Origin of the sequence: Enterococcus avium ATCC 14025 (genome assembly GCF_000406965.1) — a bacterium.
GTDB classification, from domain to species: Bacteria; Bacillota; Bacilli; order Lactobacillales; family Enterococcaceae; genus Enterococcus_A; species Enterococcus_A avium.
Genome location: NZ_KE136364.1, coordinates 394,511 through 408,345 on the forward strand (window position 1 = coordinate 394,511; position 13,835 = coordinate 408,345).

The following is a 13,835-nucleotide window of genomic DNA, read 5'->3' on the forward strand; positions in this document are numbered from 1 at the left end:
TACATTTGTCTTGAATGTGGGATAAAGGAAAAAATTCCAAAGGAAGTAGTTCAATTTTTGGATGCAGGAGATGTTGCATTTGATCCTGAGAACGCTCCGCAATTTGATTGCGAAAAATGTGGTGGAGAGATGTATCCAGAATACTATAAGAACGTACTTGGATACGAATTTAGAATCAGTGATCGACAATAAAATGATTTATCTAAATCTAAACAAAAAGTCCTCAGGAGCGGTTTTCTCCTGAGGTTTTCTTATGGACGTTATGAAGAAAAGCTTGTCTACAATTAAAGAACAATTTTTTTGCATGGTGTTTTTTTAAAGTTTGCACAGGTCTGGTGAAATCCTCATGACTGATTTGCGACTATTAAGAGAATGCTATAAAATGAATGGTGGACTAGATGACTTATTAAAAAATAAGCTAGGAAATAGAAATTAGGCTATAAAAAGAGCTCTTTTTTCTGTATAATACTAGGGATGTGTTTTTATGGAAAGTTTATATGATGTGCAGCAACTGCTAAAACAATTTGGTATTTATGTTTACGTTGGTAAACGAATTTACGATATCGAATTGATGCAAATCGAATTGAAAAATTTGTATGAGAGTCGTGTAATTGATCGAGACACTTATTTGCAGGCTTGGGGCATTTTAAAACGGGAACATCACATTGAAGAAAGTCGAGAAGGTGACTAGAGTGGATAAAAAATTATTAGGTATTGACTTAGGCGGAACAACAGTAAAATTTGCGATTTTGACAGAAGCCGGGGAGATACAGCAAAAATGGAGTATTGAAACAAATATTTTAGATGATGGTTCACATATCGTTCCAGATATTATTGATTCTATTAATCATCATTTATCATTATATGGTATGACACCAGAACAGTTTATCGGAATTGGCATGGGTACTCCCGGCAGTGTCGATATCGAGGCGGGAACAGTAATTGGCGCCTACAATTTGAACTGGACGACCTTGCAACATGTTAAAAGTGAGATCGAAAAAGGAACAAAAATCAAATTTAGTATCGATAACGATGCCAATGTCGCTGCTTTAGGCGAACGCTGGAAGGGTGCTGGCGACAACGAACCAGATGTGGTCTTTATGACACTAGGAACTGGCGTTGGCGGCGGTATCGTGATGAACGGTCAGCTACTTCACGGAATTGCTGGCTGTGCTGGTGAAATCGGACATGTCACCGTTGATCCTAATGGTTTTGAATGTACCTGCGGTAAGCGTGGCTGTTTAGAAACAGTTGCAAGTGCGACGGGTGTTGTACGCGTTGCTCGTCAATTGGCTGAGGAATATGCAGGCGGCTCACAATTAAAAGCGCGTTTGGATAACGGTGAAGATATCACAAGTAAAGATGTTTTTGAATTGGCCGAAAAAGAAAATGATGATCTTGCCTTAATGGTAGTTGATAAAGTAACTTTCTATTTAGGATTAGCTTGTGGAAATCTTGGGAATACGTTAAATCCTTCAACAATTATCATTGGTGGCGGTGTTTCTGCTGCGGGAGAATTTCTCCGCAGCCGTATTGAGAACTATTTCAAAGAATTTACATTCCCACAAGTACGAGAAAGTACTACAATCAAATTAGCAGAATTAGGAAATGAAGCTGGTGTTATTGGGGCGGCTTCATTAGCAAAATAGAGAAAAGGTAAGAGGGGAATCAAGGTATGTCAATTTGGTGGAAGATAAATATTGTATTAATTTCGGTGATTGTTTTATTTGGTCTATATGAATTATTTGTTCGGATCATGATGAGACGTTCCGCGAAAATTATTTCGCAAGAAGAGTTTCAAGCAGGAATGCGGAAAGCTCAAGTCATCGATGTTCGTGAACGCGATGAGTTCAACGCAAAGCATATTTTGGGAGCTCGTAGTTTTCCGTTTAGCATGTTAAAAGAAACCTTTAGTTCTTTGCGGAAAGATCAACCAATCTATATTTATGATCATAATAAGGCAGTCAGCGCTCGTGCAGCCAATCTGCTTCGTAAAAAAGGGTACAAGGATTTATACATTCTTAAAGGCGGCATGCAGGAATGGACTGGAAAAGTTAAACAGAAAAAGAATGATTAATAAAAAAGCGGCTGGATAAATATCTGGCCGTTTTTTTGTGTGAGAATAGAAATGATTAATTAACATAGTTATATCCATTCAGATTATGAATAAGGGCGACAAAACTTGCAATGTCTCTTTAGCAAAATTGACTGAAAAGCGAATTACGCTTATTATGAAAGCTGGAACTTTTTACGTTGTCTGTTAAAATCAAAACACTGTTGAGTCACTTGAGTTTATAAGTGAAAGAAATATGTCCACAGTTAGATAGCCTAAACAAGTTAATTTACAGCAATAAATTTAGAAGTAGTTAGGAGAAATATATGAGTATCAAATTAGTTGCCATTGATTTGGACGGCACATTATTAAACGATCATCATGAAATCAATCAGCCTGTAGTTGACGCTATCAAGAAGGCGCGCGAAGCGGGTGTCTATGTAGTTTTGTCCACTGGGCGGCCATTATCAGGAACAAGAGCGCAATTAGATGTTTTGGGACTAAACAATATAGATGATTATATTATTACTTATAACGGTGCTTTAGTTCTGAATACAAATACTTGGGATATCGTAGCTGAACATGGCTTGACTCGCGAAAATTATTTGGAGATTGATCATTTAGCACGCTTGCTGAACGTTCACCTACATTTAGCAGATAAGAAGGAGATGTACACATCTAATCGTGACATTAGTCCTTACACGATTTTAGAATCCTATTTGGTAAATATGCCTTTACATTATCGAACACCGGAAGAAATTGCTGCAGAAAATGTATTGCCGATTAAAATGATGATGATTGACGATCCCGAGGTTTTAAACAAAGCCTTCAAAAAAATCCCAGCTGACTACTTTGAAAGATATACACTTGTTCGCAGTACGCCATATTTTCTTGAAGTATTAAATCCTAATGCTAGTAAGGGGATAGCGCTGAAAGAGTTGAGTGAACATTTGGGAATCAAACAATCTGAAGTGATGGCCATTGGTGATGCAGAAAATGATCTTTCAATGATTGAATTTGCTGGAACTGGAATAGCGATGGGCAATGCCAGTGAAACGATTAAAGCAGCTGCAGATTATACTGTTGCAACCAATCTAGAAGACGGTGTAAAAGAAGCTTTTGATCGCTGGGTGTTAAAATAGTTCTACGAGCTTTTGATGAAATATTCATCAGAAGCTTTTTTTTTTATTGCTTATTCCTCAAATTTTCTCTACTCTTAAAGAAATGAATGAAAAAATGGGGAATATGTATGAAAAAAATTGCAGTTATTGGAGCAGGCCCATATGGATTGATTGCTTTGGATCGCTTAATCAAACAAGCTCCTCAAAATGAAAAGATTGAACTTTTACTTTTTGATCCAGATGGACCGGGAGGTAATATTTGGCGTGAAAATCAAAGCGATCAGGTTATCATGAACACTGTAATGCAACATGTGACTCTATTTTCTGAAGATGAAGGACCGAATTTAGCAGAATGGAATCAAGACGAAGCATTAAAGTATTTAACTGATTTTGATCTAGAAAAAACGTTTCTCTCAGAGACCGAATTAGGTGAAAACGATTATTGTCAGCGTCGCTATTACGGTGTCTATCAATGCTGGTTTTTCGATGAATTAAAAAAAGGATTGCCAGAAAACATCACTGTCGAATTAATGAAAGAAAAAGTAGTAGATCTGACTATAGAAGAAAATAATATAGTGCTTGAGGCTTCCCATATCTATCAAGTGACCGATGTGATTTTAGCAACAGGACATTCACGAAACTATCTGAGTGAAAAAGAAGCAGAAAATCAAAGCTATGCAAAAGAAAATAATCTTTTTTATCAAGGACCGGGAAATCCTTCTGATACTCAGCTGGATCATTTAGTAGAAGGCGATGTAATTCTTAGAGGATTGGGGTTGAGCTTTTTTGATTATATTGCGTTGTTCGTTGCTAAATGGAGTGGCCGCTTCATTGATAAAAAGGGTTGCTTGGAGTATGAAGCTTCTGGCAGGGAACAGCATTTGATAGTCGGTTCGGGCAGAGGATTACCCTACCATGCTCGACCTAATAATCAGAAGAAAGCCGGAGAGGACGCGCAGCCACAGATTCTGACCCAAGCTTTTATGGAGCGGTTTTCTGGCAGTGCGCAAGAATTGTTTGATTTATTAAAAAAGGAAGCTGAGTTAGTTTTCTATCAAAAGAAATTGACTGAGTCCGAAGTAGTTTTAGATAATTTTTTAGAGGAATATCGTGATGGTGATCGAGAAACAGTTTTGCAAAAATACCAAATTTCTGCTGAAGACCGTTTAGATTGGGATGCGCTTTTCGATCCCACAAAAAATGTTTTGCCAAGAGAGTTTCCTGAATTTATTCAAAACTATTTAAAAAACGATATTAACGAGGCAGAATTAGGAAATTTGACCGGTGCTTTGGCTGCAACAATTGATACCTATAAAGAAATCCAGAACCCCTTTAACTATATGTTGGATCATGATAAATTTTCGCCGAAGGAATATTTTGAAGATTTTTTTGGAAGCTTCAATCGTAACTATAGTTTTCTGACGATTGGTGCACCAGTGATTCGACAAAAGCAGTTGTTAGCCTTGGTCAAGGCTGGCTTTATTGAGTTTCTTGCACCTGAAATGACTGTTGAAAGAAAAGATGGCACCTTCTTAGCTTTTAGCAAAAAGGCACCCGAACAGTCATATAGCTGTAAAAACTTAATTGAAGCTCGTTTGCCAGCGACTAGTTTCGAACGCACAACGAATACCTTGTTGATTCAGATGCGTAAAAAAGGTTATATAACTCCGCATCAAGTAGAAATTGAAGGGAAAGAATATCCTACTGGAGCATTGCAAGTCAGTCGTAAAACACATCAGGTGATTGACCAAGAGGGAAATATATTATCGAACATATTCTGCTATGGGATTCCACTTGAAGGCTTGGATTGGTTAAATGCTGCTTCACCACGTCCGAAAAGTGATGATCGGGTATTTTATTTAGCAAATCAAATTGTTAATGCACTTTATCAATAAAAAAAGAAAGCCGCGGCTTTCTTTTTTTATCGTGCAATTCGTTTTCTACGAGCTTTTTTACGATTTTCATCGATTTTTGATTTTTTTTCTTCAATTGGGTCGATGACTTTCTTTTTCACGCCCATCACTACACCAGCAACTACTGCTGCAGCAGCTAAAGTACCAGTAACGAATCCTGAAGCAAATTTACGCATCGTTTCATCACTCCTTCTCTTTATATCTTCATTATGAAGCAAAAACGCAAAAATAGAAAGTTTAACGAACGGAAAATTCACTTGCTTTTATTTAGTAAACAAACTATAATTTGTTTACTAAATAAAACAGAAAAGACGGGAGTCGATTAAATGGCAATTTTAGTTCTAGGCGGGGCAGGATATATTGGATCACATACGGTTGATAAATTAATTTCAAAAAATTACGATGTCGTCGTAGTCGATAATTTATTGACGGGTCATCGTGAAGCCGTAGATCCAGAAGCGAAATTTTATGAAGGGGATTGTCGCGATAAGGCATTTATGCGGGATGTCTTCAAGAAAGAATCGATCGAGGGAGTTGTGCATTTTGCAGCCAGCTCATTAGTTGGTGAATCGGTTGAAAAACCGTTAAAATATTTCAACAATAATGTTGTTGGAATGGAAAGCCTATTAGAAGTCATGGAAGAGTTTGACGTGAAGAACATTGTCTTTTCTTCTACTGCGGCTACATATGGTGAGCCAGGAGTTTCACCAATTACGGAAGAGATTCAAACAAATCCAACCAATCCATATGGTGAAAGTAAATTAATGATGGAAAAAATGATGAAGTGGTGCGATAACGCCTATGGTATGCGATACGTTGCGTTGCGTTATTTTAATGTTGCTGGCGCAAAAGCGGATGCGACGATCGGCGAAGACCATGATCCTGAGACCCATTTAGTTCCGATTATTTTACAAGTAGCACTAGGACAAAGAGATCATCTAACCATTTTTGGTGATGACTATGATACACCAGATGGCACATGCATTCGTGATTACGTTCAAGTAGAGGATTTAGCTGCTGCGCATATCCTTGCTCTAGAGTATTTAAAAGCTGGAAATCCAAGTAATTTCTTCAATCTTGGTTCAAACAATGGATACTCAGTCAAAGAAATGCTGGACGCGGCACGTGAAGTTACAGGAAAAGAAATCGCTGCAAAAATTGGTCCGCGCCGCGCTGGTGACCCAAGCCGTTTGGTAGCCTCCAGTGATAAAGTGAAAGCGACGTTAGGCTGGGAACCAGAATATACGGATATTAAGACAATTATCAAAACAGCGTGGAACTGGCACGTAAGCCATCCGCATGGATATGAGGATTAGGAGGAAGTAGCGTGTCAGTCAGTCAAACGGTAAAAGATTTTGTTACTTTAGCTATTCAATCAGGCGGTTGGATGGAGATGGATCGTTTATATTTAGAAAATCGGGTTATTGCGATGATTGGGGAGAACTCCTTATCAAAAGCCGAAAATCGCATAGTATCAGAGAGTGCAGTTGAATTAGTCGATCAACTTTTAGTTCAAGCAGAAAAGAATCAAGTAATTAAGGATTTACAGGCTGAAAGAGATATGTTAGAAGCTCAACTGATGGATTTGATGACTCCACCACCCTCTGTTGTAAATGCTTATTTCGCTCAGTACTATTCAAAGGATCCTGTCCAAGCGACAGATTATTTCTTCAAGTTAAGCAAAGACAATGATTATATCAAAACTCGAGAAATTGCTCGTAATATTATTTTTCCTGCTAAAACAGAATACGGTGAGTTGGAAATTACAATTAATTTATCAAAACCAGAAAAGGATCCGAAGCAAATTGCCGCAGAAAGACAACTGAAGCAAGTCAATTATCCAGATTGCATGTTGTGTATGGAAAACGAAGGATACAAAGGACGAATGAATTATCCTGCACGGACCAATCATCGTATTATTCGAATGAATCTTGATGGCGAAAGCTGGGGCTTCCAATATTCACCGTACGCTTATTACAATGAGCACTGTATTATTTTATCGGAAGAACATCGCCCAATGAAGATAACAAAAGCAACTTTTCGACGTCTGTTAAAAATCATAGAAGTCCTGCCGCATTATTTTGTTGGCTCAAATGCGGACTTGCCAATTGTTGGTGGGTCTATTCTTTCTCATGATCATTACCAAGGTGGGCGACATACTTTTCCGATGGCTGTGGCCGAGATTGAACGAAATTTTGAGCTGAAAGATTTTCCAAATGTCAAAGCCGGTATTGTTAAGTGGCCAATGTCTGTGATTCGTTTACAAGGAAAAAATCAAGAAGATTTGATTGAAGCATCACAATTAATTTTTGAAAAATGGCAAAATTATTCGGACGAGGCATTGCAAATCGTAGCTCAAACTGCAGATGGCACACCTCATCATACAATTACGCCAATTGCTCGCCGAAAAGACGATTTATTTGAAATGGATCTAGTTTTACGAGATAACAATGTCTCTGAAGAGTTTCCTGACGGTATTTTTCACCCTCATCCAGATGTTCAACATATTAAGAAGGAAAATATTGGACTGATTGAAGTGATGGGATTGGCTGTTTTACCTCCACGTCTAGAATCAGAGTTAAAAGAAGTTGAAAAATACTTATTAGCTGAAAAAAATGATATTGCTGATTATCACCTAAAATGGGCAGAGGAATTAAAAGCCGATGCTCAAATTACACAAGAAAATGTAACTCAAGTTGTCCAAAAAGCAGTAGGAGCAGTTTTTGCTCGCGTTTTGGAAGATGCAGGAGTTTTTAAACGGGATGTCGAAGGGCAAGAAGGATTTACACGCTTTATTAAAACTTTGTAGAAAGGGGCAGCGATGGCAACTATTCGAGATATTGCAAAATTAGCAGGTGTCTCACCTGCCACAGTTTCTCGTGTGCTGAATTACGATCAAGAATTATCCGTCGCCCAAGAAACAAAGCAGCGCATTTTTGAAGTGGCGGAGGAATTAAATTACACGAAACATAAGCGTGCTAACAAGGCGGTGAAATCTGTGATCCGTCTTGTACAATGGTACAACGAAGCGGAGGAATTAGCAGATTTATATTATTTATCAATTCGTTTAGGGATTGAGAAAAAAGCTGAAGAGTTAAACATCCAAATTCGCCGAGAAACCCTAAATGATTTGTCAGATACTCAAGTCAGCGGAACAATCGCATTAGGCAAATTCGATGCCGAACAAATACGACAGTTAAGAAAAGTTGATGATAATTTATTATTTGTTGATTTTGACGGGATGAATATGGGCTTAAATTCAATAGTCGTGGACTTTGACCAAAGTTTGAACTTAGTGATTGATTACTTTATTCAGCAAGGACATCAAAAAATCGGGATACTTTCTGGCAAAGAGGCAACTAAACACAACTTGCAGCCAATCGAAGATCCACGATTGCATGCATTTAAAACGAAGCTAGAACAAATCAATCTCTATCGACCGGAATTCACTTTGACGGCTGCTTTTTCAATGGAAGCTGGAAAAACAGCGATGACAAAATTTTTAATGGAAACGAAAGAGTATCCAAATGCATTGTTCGCCTCCAGTGATGCATTGGCTGTGGGGGCGATGCAAGCGATTCAAGAAGCAGGATTGAAAATTCCCGAAGATATTTCTGTGATTGGCTTCAATGACGTCAGTGTGGCGAAATATGTATCTCCATCTTTATCAACTGTTAAAGTTGAAACTGAATGGATGGGTGAACTAGCTGTCTCAACAATTTTGGAGTTAGCAAAAGAAGTTTCTCCGGTACCACGAAAAATTACGTTGGGAACTAAATTGATTCAACGAGATTCTACAAAATAATTTTCAAAACTGTAAAATTTTCATGAAAAAAATTCAATTAGCAACCGAATGATCATTTTCCTATCAAATATGATAGTGGATGATTGTTCGGCTTTTTTTCTGTCAATTTAAGGAAAGCAGAAATCTTTGAACAGTTAGTAGGAAAGCAAATATAGTTTGTGTTAAAATATTGCTATCTTAAATGCGAGGAAATGAAATTTCATGAAATTATTAGCGATGGATACATCCAATCAAACATTAGCTGTGGCAGTTTTAGAAAATGAAAAGCTGTTAGCTCACTTTCAATTAAATCGAAAAATGAATCATAGTTTGACCTTAATGCCGGCGATCGAGTCGGTGATGCAGGCAAGCGGATTAGAGCCTGCTGATTTGGACCGGATTGTCGTAGCCAAGGGTCCAGGATCGTACACGGGTATCCGAATCGCTGTAACAACCGCGAAAACTTTAGCAGAAACACTGAAAATTGAATTGACCACAGTTTCTAGTTTGGCGGTGATTGCTGGAAACATACATACAGATAAATTAATTATCCCAATGATGGATGCTCGTCGTAACAATGTCTACGCGAGTGCATATCGCTGGGAAAATCATAGACTAGTTAATATTTTAGCTGATCAGCATATCGCGTTAATCGATTTGTTGAAGCAGATTAAAGAACCAGCGTATTTTGTTGGTGAGGCCTATAAGTTTAATGAGCAAATCATGTCTGCGATACCAACCGCGGAAGTTTCTGAAGCGGATGAGTTGAACTTGCCTAATGGTATTGTTTTAGGAAATCTAGGTTTTCTTGCGCAACCTGTTGAAAATGTTCATGGATTGGTACCAGAATATTTGAAGCGAGTGGAGGCAGAAGAAAAATGGTTGGAGAATCATCAGCCAGAGGACGAAAACTATGTTGAAAAAATTTAGCGGATTAGTAAGAACGATCCTTTATGGGAAACAATACCCTTTCAATGCTAAAAGCGTGATTTTAGGCGATGAAGAATTTTTATTGAGAGAAATCATTGACCAAGATATCAAAGAATTGATTGCTCTAGAGCGTGATGTTTATTTTGGTGAAACCCCTTGGACTAAAAGTGCATTTCTTTCAGAAATTCATTCGCCGATCCCTCATTTGTATATCTGCATGGTAACGAGACAATCAACTATTGCGGGGTTTATTGGTAGTCGTTTGATTGGTAACGATACCCACATTACCAATATAGCAGTAGCAACTGCATTTCAAAATCGTGGGATTGGTAAGCTATTGATTGACGAAGTCGAAAATTTCGCTATAATGAACGATTGTGAAACACTCTCCTTAGAAGTACGTCTCAGTAATACCGATGCTCAGCGTTTATATCGGCGATTGGGATTTTCTGCACGGAATATTAGAAAAAATTATTACACTGAGAATAACGAGGATGCTTTGGACATGATTAAACGTTTGGAAGTGGGATAGTTGGAAGAGTTAGCAAGAAGATTTTGGGAGATCAGCCAAACTGCGTATGCTTTTGACTCTCCGTGGACGATCAGTCAATTTGTCAGCGATATGAGACAATCTCATAGCCATTATTTCTCAGAAGAAACAGAGATTATCGCTTTTCTGGGATTTCATCAAGTATGTGATGAAATCGAAATTACGAATATCGCTTCTGAAATAAAGGGTCAAGGACATGGCAAAAAGCTAATGAAACGCTTGATTCGTTATGCAGAGTCACAGAAAATAGCGAGTATTTTTCTAGAAGTACGTGCTTCGAATCGAGAGGCGCGTCTTTTTTATGAGAAGTTCGGCTTTCAAGAAATTGGAATTCGAAAAAAATATTATCAGCACCCTCAAGAAGATGCGGTACTGATGTCTTTGAAAGTAGGAAATGCAGATGAATGAAAAAGAACTTATCTTGGCAATCGAAAGCAGCTGTGATGAAACGAGTGTGGCAGTAATCGAAAATGGCGAAAAAATTCTATCCAATATTGTTGCTTCGCAAATTAAAAGTCATAAACGTTTTGGCGGGGTTGTTCCAGAAGTGGCTAGCCGCCATCATGTGGAACAAATTACTATTTGTATCGAAGAAGCATTGATTGAAGCAAATGTAACAGCAAAAGATCTCAGTGCTGTAGCAGTTACCTATGGACCAGGGCTTGTGGGAGCTCTATTGATTGGTTTGAGTGCAGCCAAAGCTTTTGCCTGGGCCAATGGACTTCCATTATTACCAATCAACCATATGGCAGGACATATTTATGCAGCGCGTCTAGTTGAACCATTAGAGTTTCCCTTGATGGCTTTGTTAGTTAGTGGCGGACATACTGAATTGGTTTATATGGAAAAAGATGGCTCGTTTGAGATTATCGGTGAGACTCGTGATGATGCAGCTGGTGAAGCCTATGATAAAGTTGGGCGTGTATTGGGATTAAGCTATCCCAGTGGTAAAGAAATAGATGAATTGGCACACCAAGGAGAAGATACGTATGATTTTCCTCGTGCCATGATCAAAGAAGATAATTTTGATTTTAGTTTTAGTGGGTTGAAGAGTGCTTTTATAAACTTGACTCATAACGCTGAACAACGCGGAGAAAAATTAGATAAGAAAAATTTAGCAGCAAGCTTTCAAGCAAGTGTCGTTGAGGTTTTAGTGACAAAGACAATTAAGGCGTGCAAAACGTATCCAGTTAAACAATTGATCGTTGCTGGCGGTGTTGCGGCTAATAAAGGGCTACGGGAGAAAATGTCCTTTGCAATTAGCGAGGAATTACCTACCATGAAACTGATTGTACCGCCACTACGCTTATGCGGCGATAATGCAGCAATGATTGGAGCCGCGGCTCATATTGAGCTGCAAAAACATCATTTTGCAGAAATGAACTTAAATGCTAATCCAAGTTTAGCATTCCAACACATCTAACGCCTTGCTATAATGAGGTCAAGGAGGCGATTAGATGAAAAATTCTTGGCAAGAGCAATTTCCAATCGATCTACAGCCAACCATGGAACAGATGAAAGAATATGTAACTGCCACTTATTTTGAAAAATTAATGGATTATTTGACAGTAGAATATCAGCCTAAATTTTCCATCGAATATTCGAAGGAGAAAGGCCGATTCGGCGGGTGGCATGTAAAAGCGAAAAAGTACGGTGGTAATATAGGCACGATTTATTTTCTAGATGACAACGCTAGAATGATGGTTGTTGTATCTGATCTCTATCAGGAAGAATTAGCAGAGAACATTGCTTCAATGTCACAATCCGTTCAGCAAACGTTTAAAGAGGACAAACCAGTTATGGGCGGTCACTGGTTTGTCGTTGAACTTACTTCCGAGCAAGCATTTACTGATCTTAAATATCTAATTACATTGCGTATTCGAAAATTGCAAAAAAAGTAGTCACTTAAGCAGCTGTTTTTTTTAGGAAAAGAGAATAAGAATGTTCTCTTTTGGTTATGTTGGTTCTAGGCTTTAAAATTTCTTGTTTACTTTAGGCTTATCTGTCGAACTAATTGATGCTTTCATTGCAGTGAAACCTTTGATTTCTAGATGACATACGGTCTTCAACTTGAAAGCGAGCTTGTCGCGCAAGAGTATTCATCTGTAAGCTGAATCTCATCAAAACTCGTTAAACGAACAAATAGATGGCTTCCTTGAAATTCTTCTAAGGAAGCTTTTTTATATAAATATTTCAAAATTGAGGTTGATACTTTCATTTTATTCAGTTATTATGAATAAAAATGAAATAATGTTGGATGTAACGAATGAATATTCAAAAATGGAGGCGTTATGATGATGAATATCTTTCAAGGGAAAAGTTTTTTAAAGGAAACGGATTTTACTAAAGATGAGTTGCTTTATTTGATTGATTTTGCAGCACATTTAAAAGAATTAAAGAAACAAAATATTCCGCATAAATATTTAGCGGGGAAAAATATTGCGTTACTTTTTGAAAAGACCTCTACGCGTACGAGGGCGGCTTTTACGACAGCCGCTAATGATTTAGGTGCTCATCCCGAATATTTAGGTAAAAATGATATTCAATTGGGAAAAAAAGAGTCTGTAGAGGATACAGCAAAAGTGTTAGGCAGTATGTTTGATGGTATTGAATATCGAGGATTTTCACAAACGGCAGTTGAAGCTTTGGCAGAACATTCTGGGGTACCCGTTTGGAATGGCCTCACTGACGCATGGCACCCAACTCAAATGTTGGCAGACTTTTTAACGATCAAGGAGCACTTTGGAAAGTTGGAGGATCTGACTTTGGCCTATGTGGGTGATGGACGAAACAATGTAGCAAACTCACTGCTAATTACCAGTGCCATTTTGGGTGTAAATATCTCAATCGTAACTCCAGAAAAACTATCTCCAGAACAAAATTTGATTACGATCGCTGAAAAATACGCTGAAGAATCCGAGTCAAAGGTTTTAGTGACAGATGACATTGACAAGGGAGTAGCGCAGGCTGATATTATTTATACCGATGTATGGGTATCGATGGGCGAAGAGGCGGCTTTCAAAGAGCGAATTGATTTATTGTTGCCTTATCAGGTCAATCAAACACTAATGGAAAAAACTCAGAAAGCGGAAACGATTTTCTTACATTGCTTACCAGCATTTCATGATCTTGAAACAAAAGTTGCCGAAGAAATCAAAGAAAAATATAATTTAGCTGAAATGGAAGTGACAGATGATGTTTTTCGTGCCGAGAATGCATTACAATTCCAACAAGCTGAAAACCGTATGCATACGATCAAGGCGGTGATGGCAGCAACATTAGGAAATTTGTTCATTCCGAAAGCATAAAGTATTTTTCCCGACTAGTCAGATGAAGTTTTTTCTGTTAATATAAATGCCAGATAATTATTTCATCGATGAAAAAGAGAAGTCTATTGTGCAGTTTTTTAGCGAGTTCGGGCAGGTGGGAGCCGAATAAACAAAAATAGAGGGCGCACTTTTGAGATGAAGCGGCAGCTACCGTT

15 protein-coding genes and 1 pseudogene are annotated in these 13,835 nt (G+C 38.1%); 15 read left to right on the forward strand and 1 reads right to left on the reverse strand.

What is annotated here, in order from left to right:
* The 6 genes and pseudogenes from OMU_RS23585 to OMU_RS14770 all read left to right on the forward strand — a co-directional run.
* Positions 1-192 (forward strand): annotated as a pseudogene (locus tag OMU_RS23585) (hypothetical protein); the annotation flags it as partial.
* Between the two features lie 292 nt (positions 193-484).
* Positions 485-691 (forward strand): YqgQ family protein, encoded by a 207-nt coding sequence (locus tag OMU_RS14750; RefSeq protein ID WP_016180682.1) that lies wholly within the window; start codon positions 485-487, stop codon positions 689-691.
* A 1-nt stretch (position 692) separates the two neighbouring features.
* Positions 693-1,649: an ROK family glucokinase gene (locus OMU_RS14755; protein WP_016180683.1), complete on the forward strand. Its 957-nt coding sequence runs from the start codon at positions 693-695 to the stop codon at positions 1,647-1,649.
* A 26-nt stretch (positions 1,650-1,675) separates the two neighbouring features.
* Complete coding sequence (locus OMU_RS14760; RefSeq protein WP_016180684.1) at positions 1,676-2,077, forward strand: rhodanese-like domain-containing protein; 402 nt, start codon at positions 1,676-1,678, stop codon at positions 2,075-2,077.
* A 302-nt stretch (positions 2,078-2,379) separates the two neighbouring features.
* Positions 2,380-3,195, forward strand: a complete 816-nt coding sequence (gene yidA / locus OMU_RS14765) for a sugar-phosphatase (RefSeq protein WP_016180685.1) — start codon at positions 2,380-2,382, stop codon at positions 3,193-3,195.
* A 107-nt stretch (positions 3,196-3,302) separates the two neighbouring features.
* Positions 3,303-5,069, forward strand: a complete 1,767-nt coding sequence (locus OMU_RS14770) for an FAD/NAD(P)-binding protein (RefSeq protein WP_016180686.1) — start codon at positions 3,303-3,305, stop codon at positions 5,067-5,069.
* A gap of 26 nt (positions 5,070-5,095) precedes the next feature.
* On the opposite strand, the gene OMU_RS22955 is transcribed toward OMU_RS14770, so the two are convergent.
* Positions 5,096-5,263 carry a DUF3042 family protein gene (locus OMU_RS22955; protein WP_016180687.1) on the reverse strand — a complete coding sequence of 56 codons (168 nt, stop codon included), beginning with the start codon at positions 5,261-5,263 and terminating at the stop codon, positions 5,096-5,098.
* 150 nt (positions 5,264-5,413) lie between these two features.
* On the opposite strand from OMU_RS22955, the gene galE reads away from it, so the two are divergent.
* The 9 genes from galE (at position 5,414) to argF (ending at position 13,659) form a co-directional block, all read left to right on the forward strand.
* Positions 5,414-6,403, forward strand: coding sequence for a UDP-glucose 4-epimerase GalE (galE, locus tag OMU_RS14775; RefSeq protein ID WP_016180688.1), 990 nt, complete (start codon positions 5,414-5,416; stop codon positions 6,401-6,403).
* An 11-nt stretch (positions 6,404-6,414) separates the two neighbouring features.
* Positions 6,415-7,896 carry a UDP-glucose--hexose-1-phosphate uridylyltransferase gene (gene galT, locus OMU_RS14780; RefSeq protein WP_016180689.1) on the forward strand — a complete coding sequence of 494 codons (1,482 nt, stop codon included), beginning with the start codon at positions 6,415-6,417 and terminating at the stop codon, positions 7,894-7,896.
* A 12-nt stretch (positions 7,897-7,908) separates the two neighbouring features.
* On the forward strand, positions 7,909-8,892 hold the full coding sequence (locus tag OMU_RS14785) for a LacI family DNA-binding transcriptional regulator (RefSeq protein WP_016180690.1): 984 nt from the start codon (positions 7,909-7,911) through the stop codon (positions 8,890-8,892).
* A gap of 201 nt (positions 8,893-9,093) precedes the next feature.
* Complete coding sequence (gene tsaB / locus OMU_RS14790) at positions 9,094-9,801, forward strand: tRNA (adenosine(37)-N6)-threonylcarbamoyltransferase complex dimerization subunit type 1 TsaB (RefSeq protein WP_016180691.1); 708 nt, start codon at positions 9,094-9,096, stop codon at positions 9,799-9,801.
* Positions 9,785-10,333, forward strand: coding sequence for a ribosomal protein S18-alanine N-acetyltransferase (rimI, locus tag OMU_RS14795; RefSeq protein WP_016180692.1), 549 nt, complete (start codon positions 9,785-9,787; stop codon positions 10,331-10,333). The genes tsaB and rimI (OMU_RS14795) overlap by 17 nt, the downstream gene beginning before the upstream one ends.
* Positions 10,334-10,759, forward strand: a complete 426-nt coding sequence (rimI, locus tag OMU_RS14800) for a ribosomal protein S18-alanine N-acetyltransferase (protein ID WP_016180693.1) — start codon at positions 10,334-10,336, stop codon at positions 10,757-10,759. It abuts the gene before it with no gap.
* The gene (gene tsaD / locus OMU_RS14805; protein ID WP_016180694.1) at positions 10,752-11,774 is read left to right on the forward strand and encodes a tRNA (adenosine(37)-N6)-threonylcarbamoyltransferase complex transferase subunit TsaD; all 1,023 of its coding nucleotides are present in this window, start codon (positions 10,752-10,754) and stop codon (positions 11,772-11,774) included. The genes rimI (OMU_RS14800) and tsaD overlap by 8 nt, the downstream gene beginning before the upstream one ends.
* A 34-nt stretch (positions 11,775-11,808) precedes the next feature.
* Positions 11,809-12,252, forward strand: a complete 444-nt coding sequence (locus OMU_RS14810) for a DUF3788 family protein (RefSeq protein WP_016180695.1) — start codon at positions 11,809-11,811, stop codon at positions 12,250-12,252.
* A 393-nt stretch (positions 12,253-12,645) separates the two neighbouring features.
* Entirely contained in the window at positions 12,646-13,659 is a 1,014-nt protein-coding gene (gene argF, locus OMU_RS14815) for an ornithine carbamoyltransferase (RefSeq protein ID WP_016180696.1), read from the forward strand.
* Positions 13,660-13,835 lie beyond the last annotated feature (176 nt).

Bases quoted from the DNA above. Each gene is read 5' to 3' on its own strand.
- OMU_RS14760 (WP_016180684.1), top strand. From the start codon at position 1,676: ATGTCAATTTGGTGGAAGATAAATATTGTATTAATTTCGGTGATTGTT.
- argF (WP_016180696.1), top strand. From the start codon at position 12,646: ATGATGAATATCTTTCAAGGGAAAAGTTTTTTAAAGGAAACGGATTTT.
- OMU_RS14750 (WP_016180682.1), top strand. From the start codon at position 485: ATGGAAAGTTTATATGATGTGCAGCAACTGCTAAAACAATTTGGTATT.
- galE (WP_016180688.1), top strand. From the start codon at position 5,414: ATGGCAATTTTAGTTCTAGGCGGGGCAGGATATATTGGATCACATACG.
- tsaD (WP_016180694.1), top strand. From the start codon at position 10,752: ATGAATGAAAAAGAACTTATCTTGGCAATCGAAAGCAGCTGTGATGAA.
- OMU_RS22955 (WP_016180687.1), bottom strand. From the start codon at position 5,263: ATGCGTAAATTTGCTTCAGGATTCGTTACTGGTACTTTAGCTGCTGCA.
- OMU_RS14810 (WP_016180695.1), top strand. From the start codon at position 11,809: ATGAAAAATTCTTGGCAAGAGCAATTTCCAATCGATCTACAGCCAACC.
- tsaB (WP_016180691.1), top strand. From the start codon at position 9,094: ATGAAATTATTAGCGATGGATACATCCAATCAAACATTAGCTGTGGCA.
- rimI (WP_016180692.1), top strand. From the start codon at position 9,785: ATGTTGAAAAAATTTAGCGGATTAGTAAGAACGATCCTTTATGGGAAA.
- yidA (WP_016180685.1), top strand. From the start codon at position 2,380: ATGAGTATCAAATTAGTTGCCATTGATTTGGACGGCACATTATTAAAC.
- OMU_RS14770 (WP_016180686.1), top strand. From the start codon at position 3,303: ATGAAAAAAATTGCAGTTATTGGAGCAGGCCCATATGGATTGATTGCT.
- OMU_RS14785 (WP_016180690.1), top strand. From the start codon at position 7,909: ATGGCAACTATTCGAGATATTGCAAAATTAGCAGGTGTCTCACCTGCC.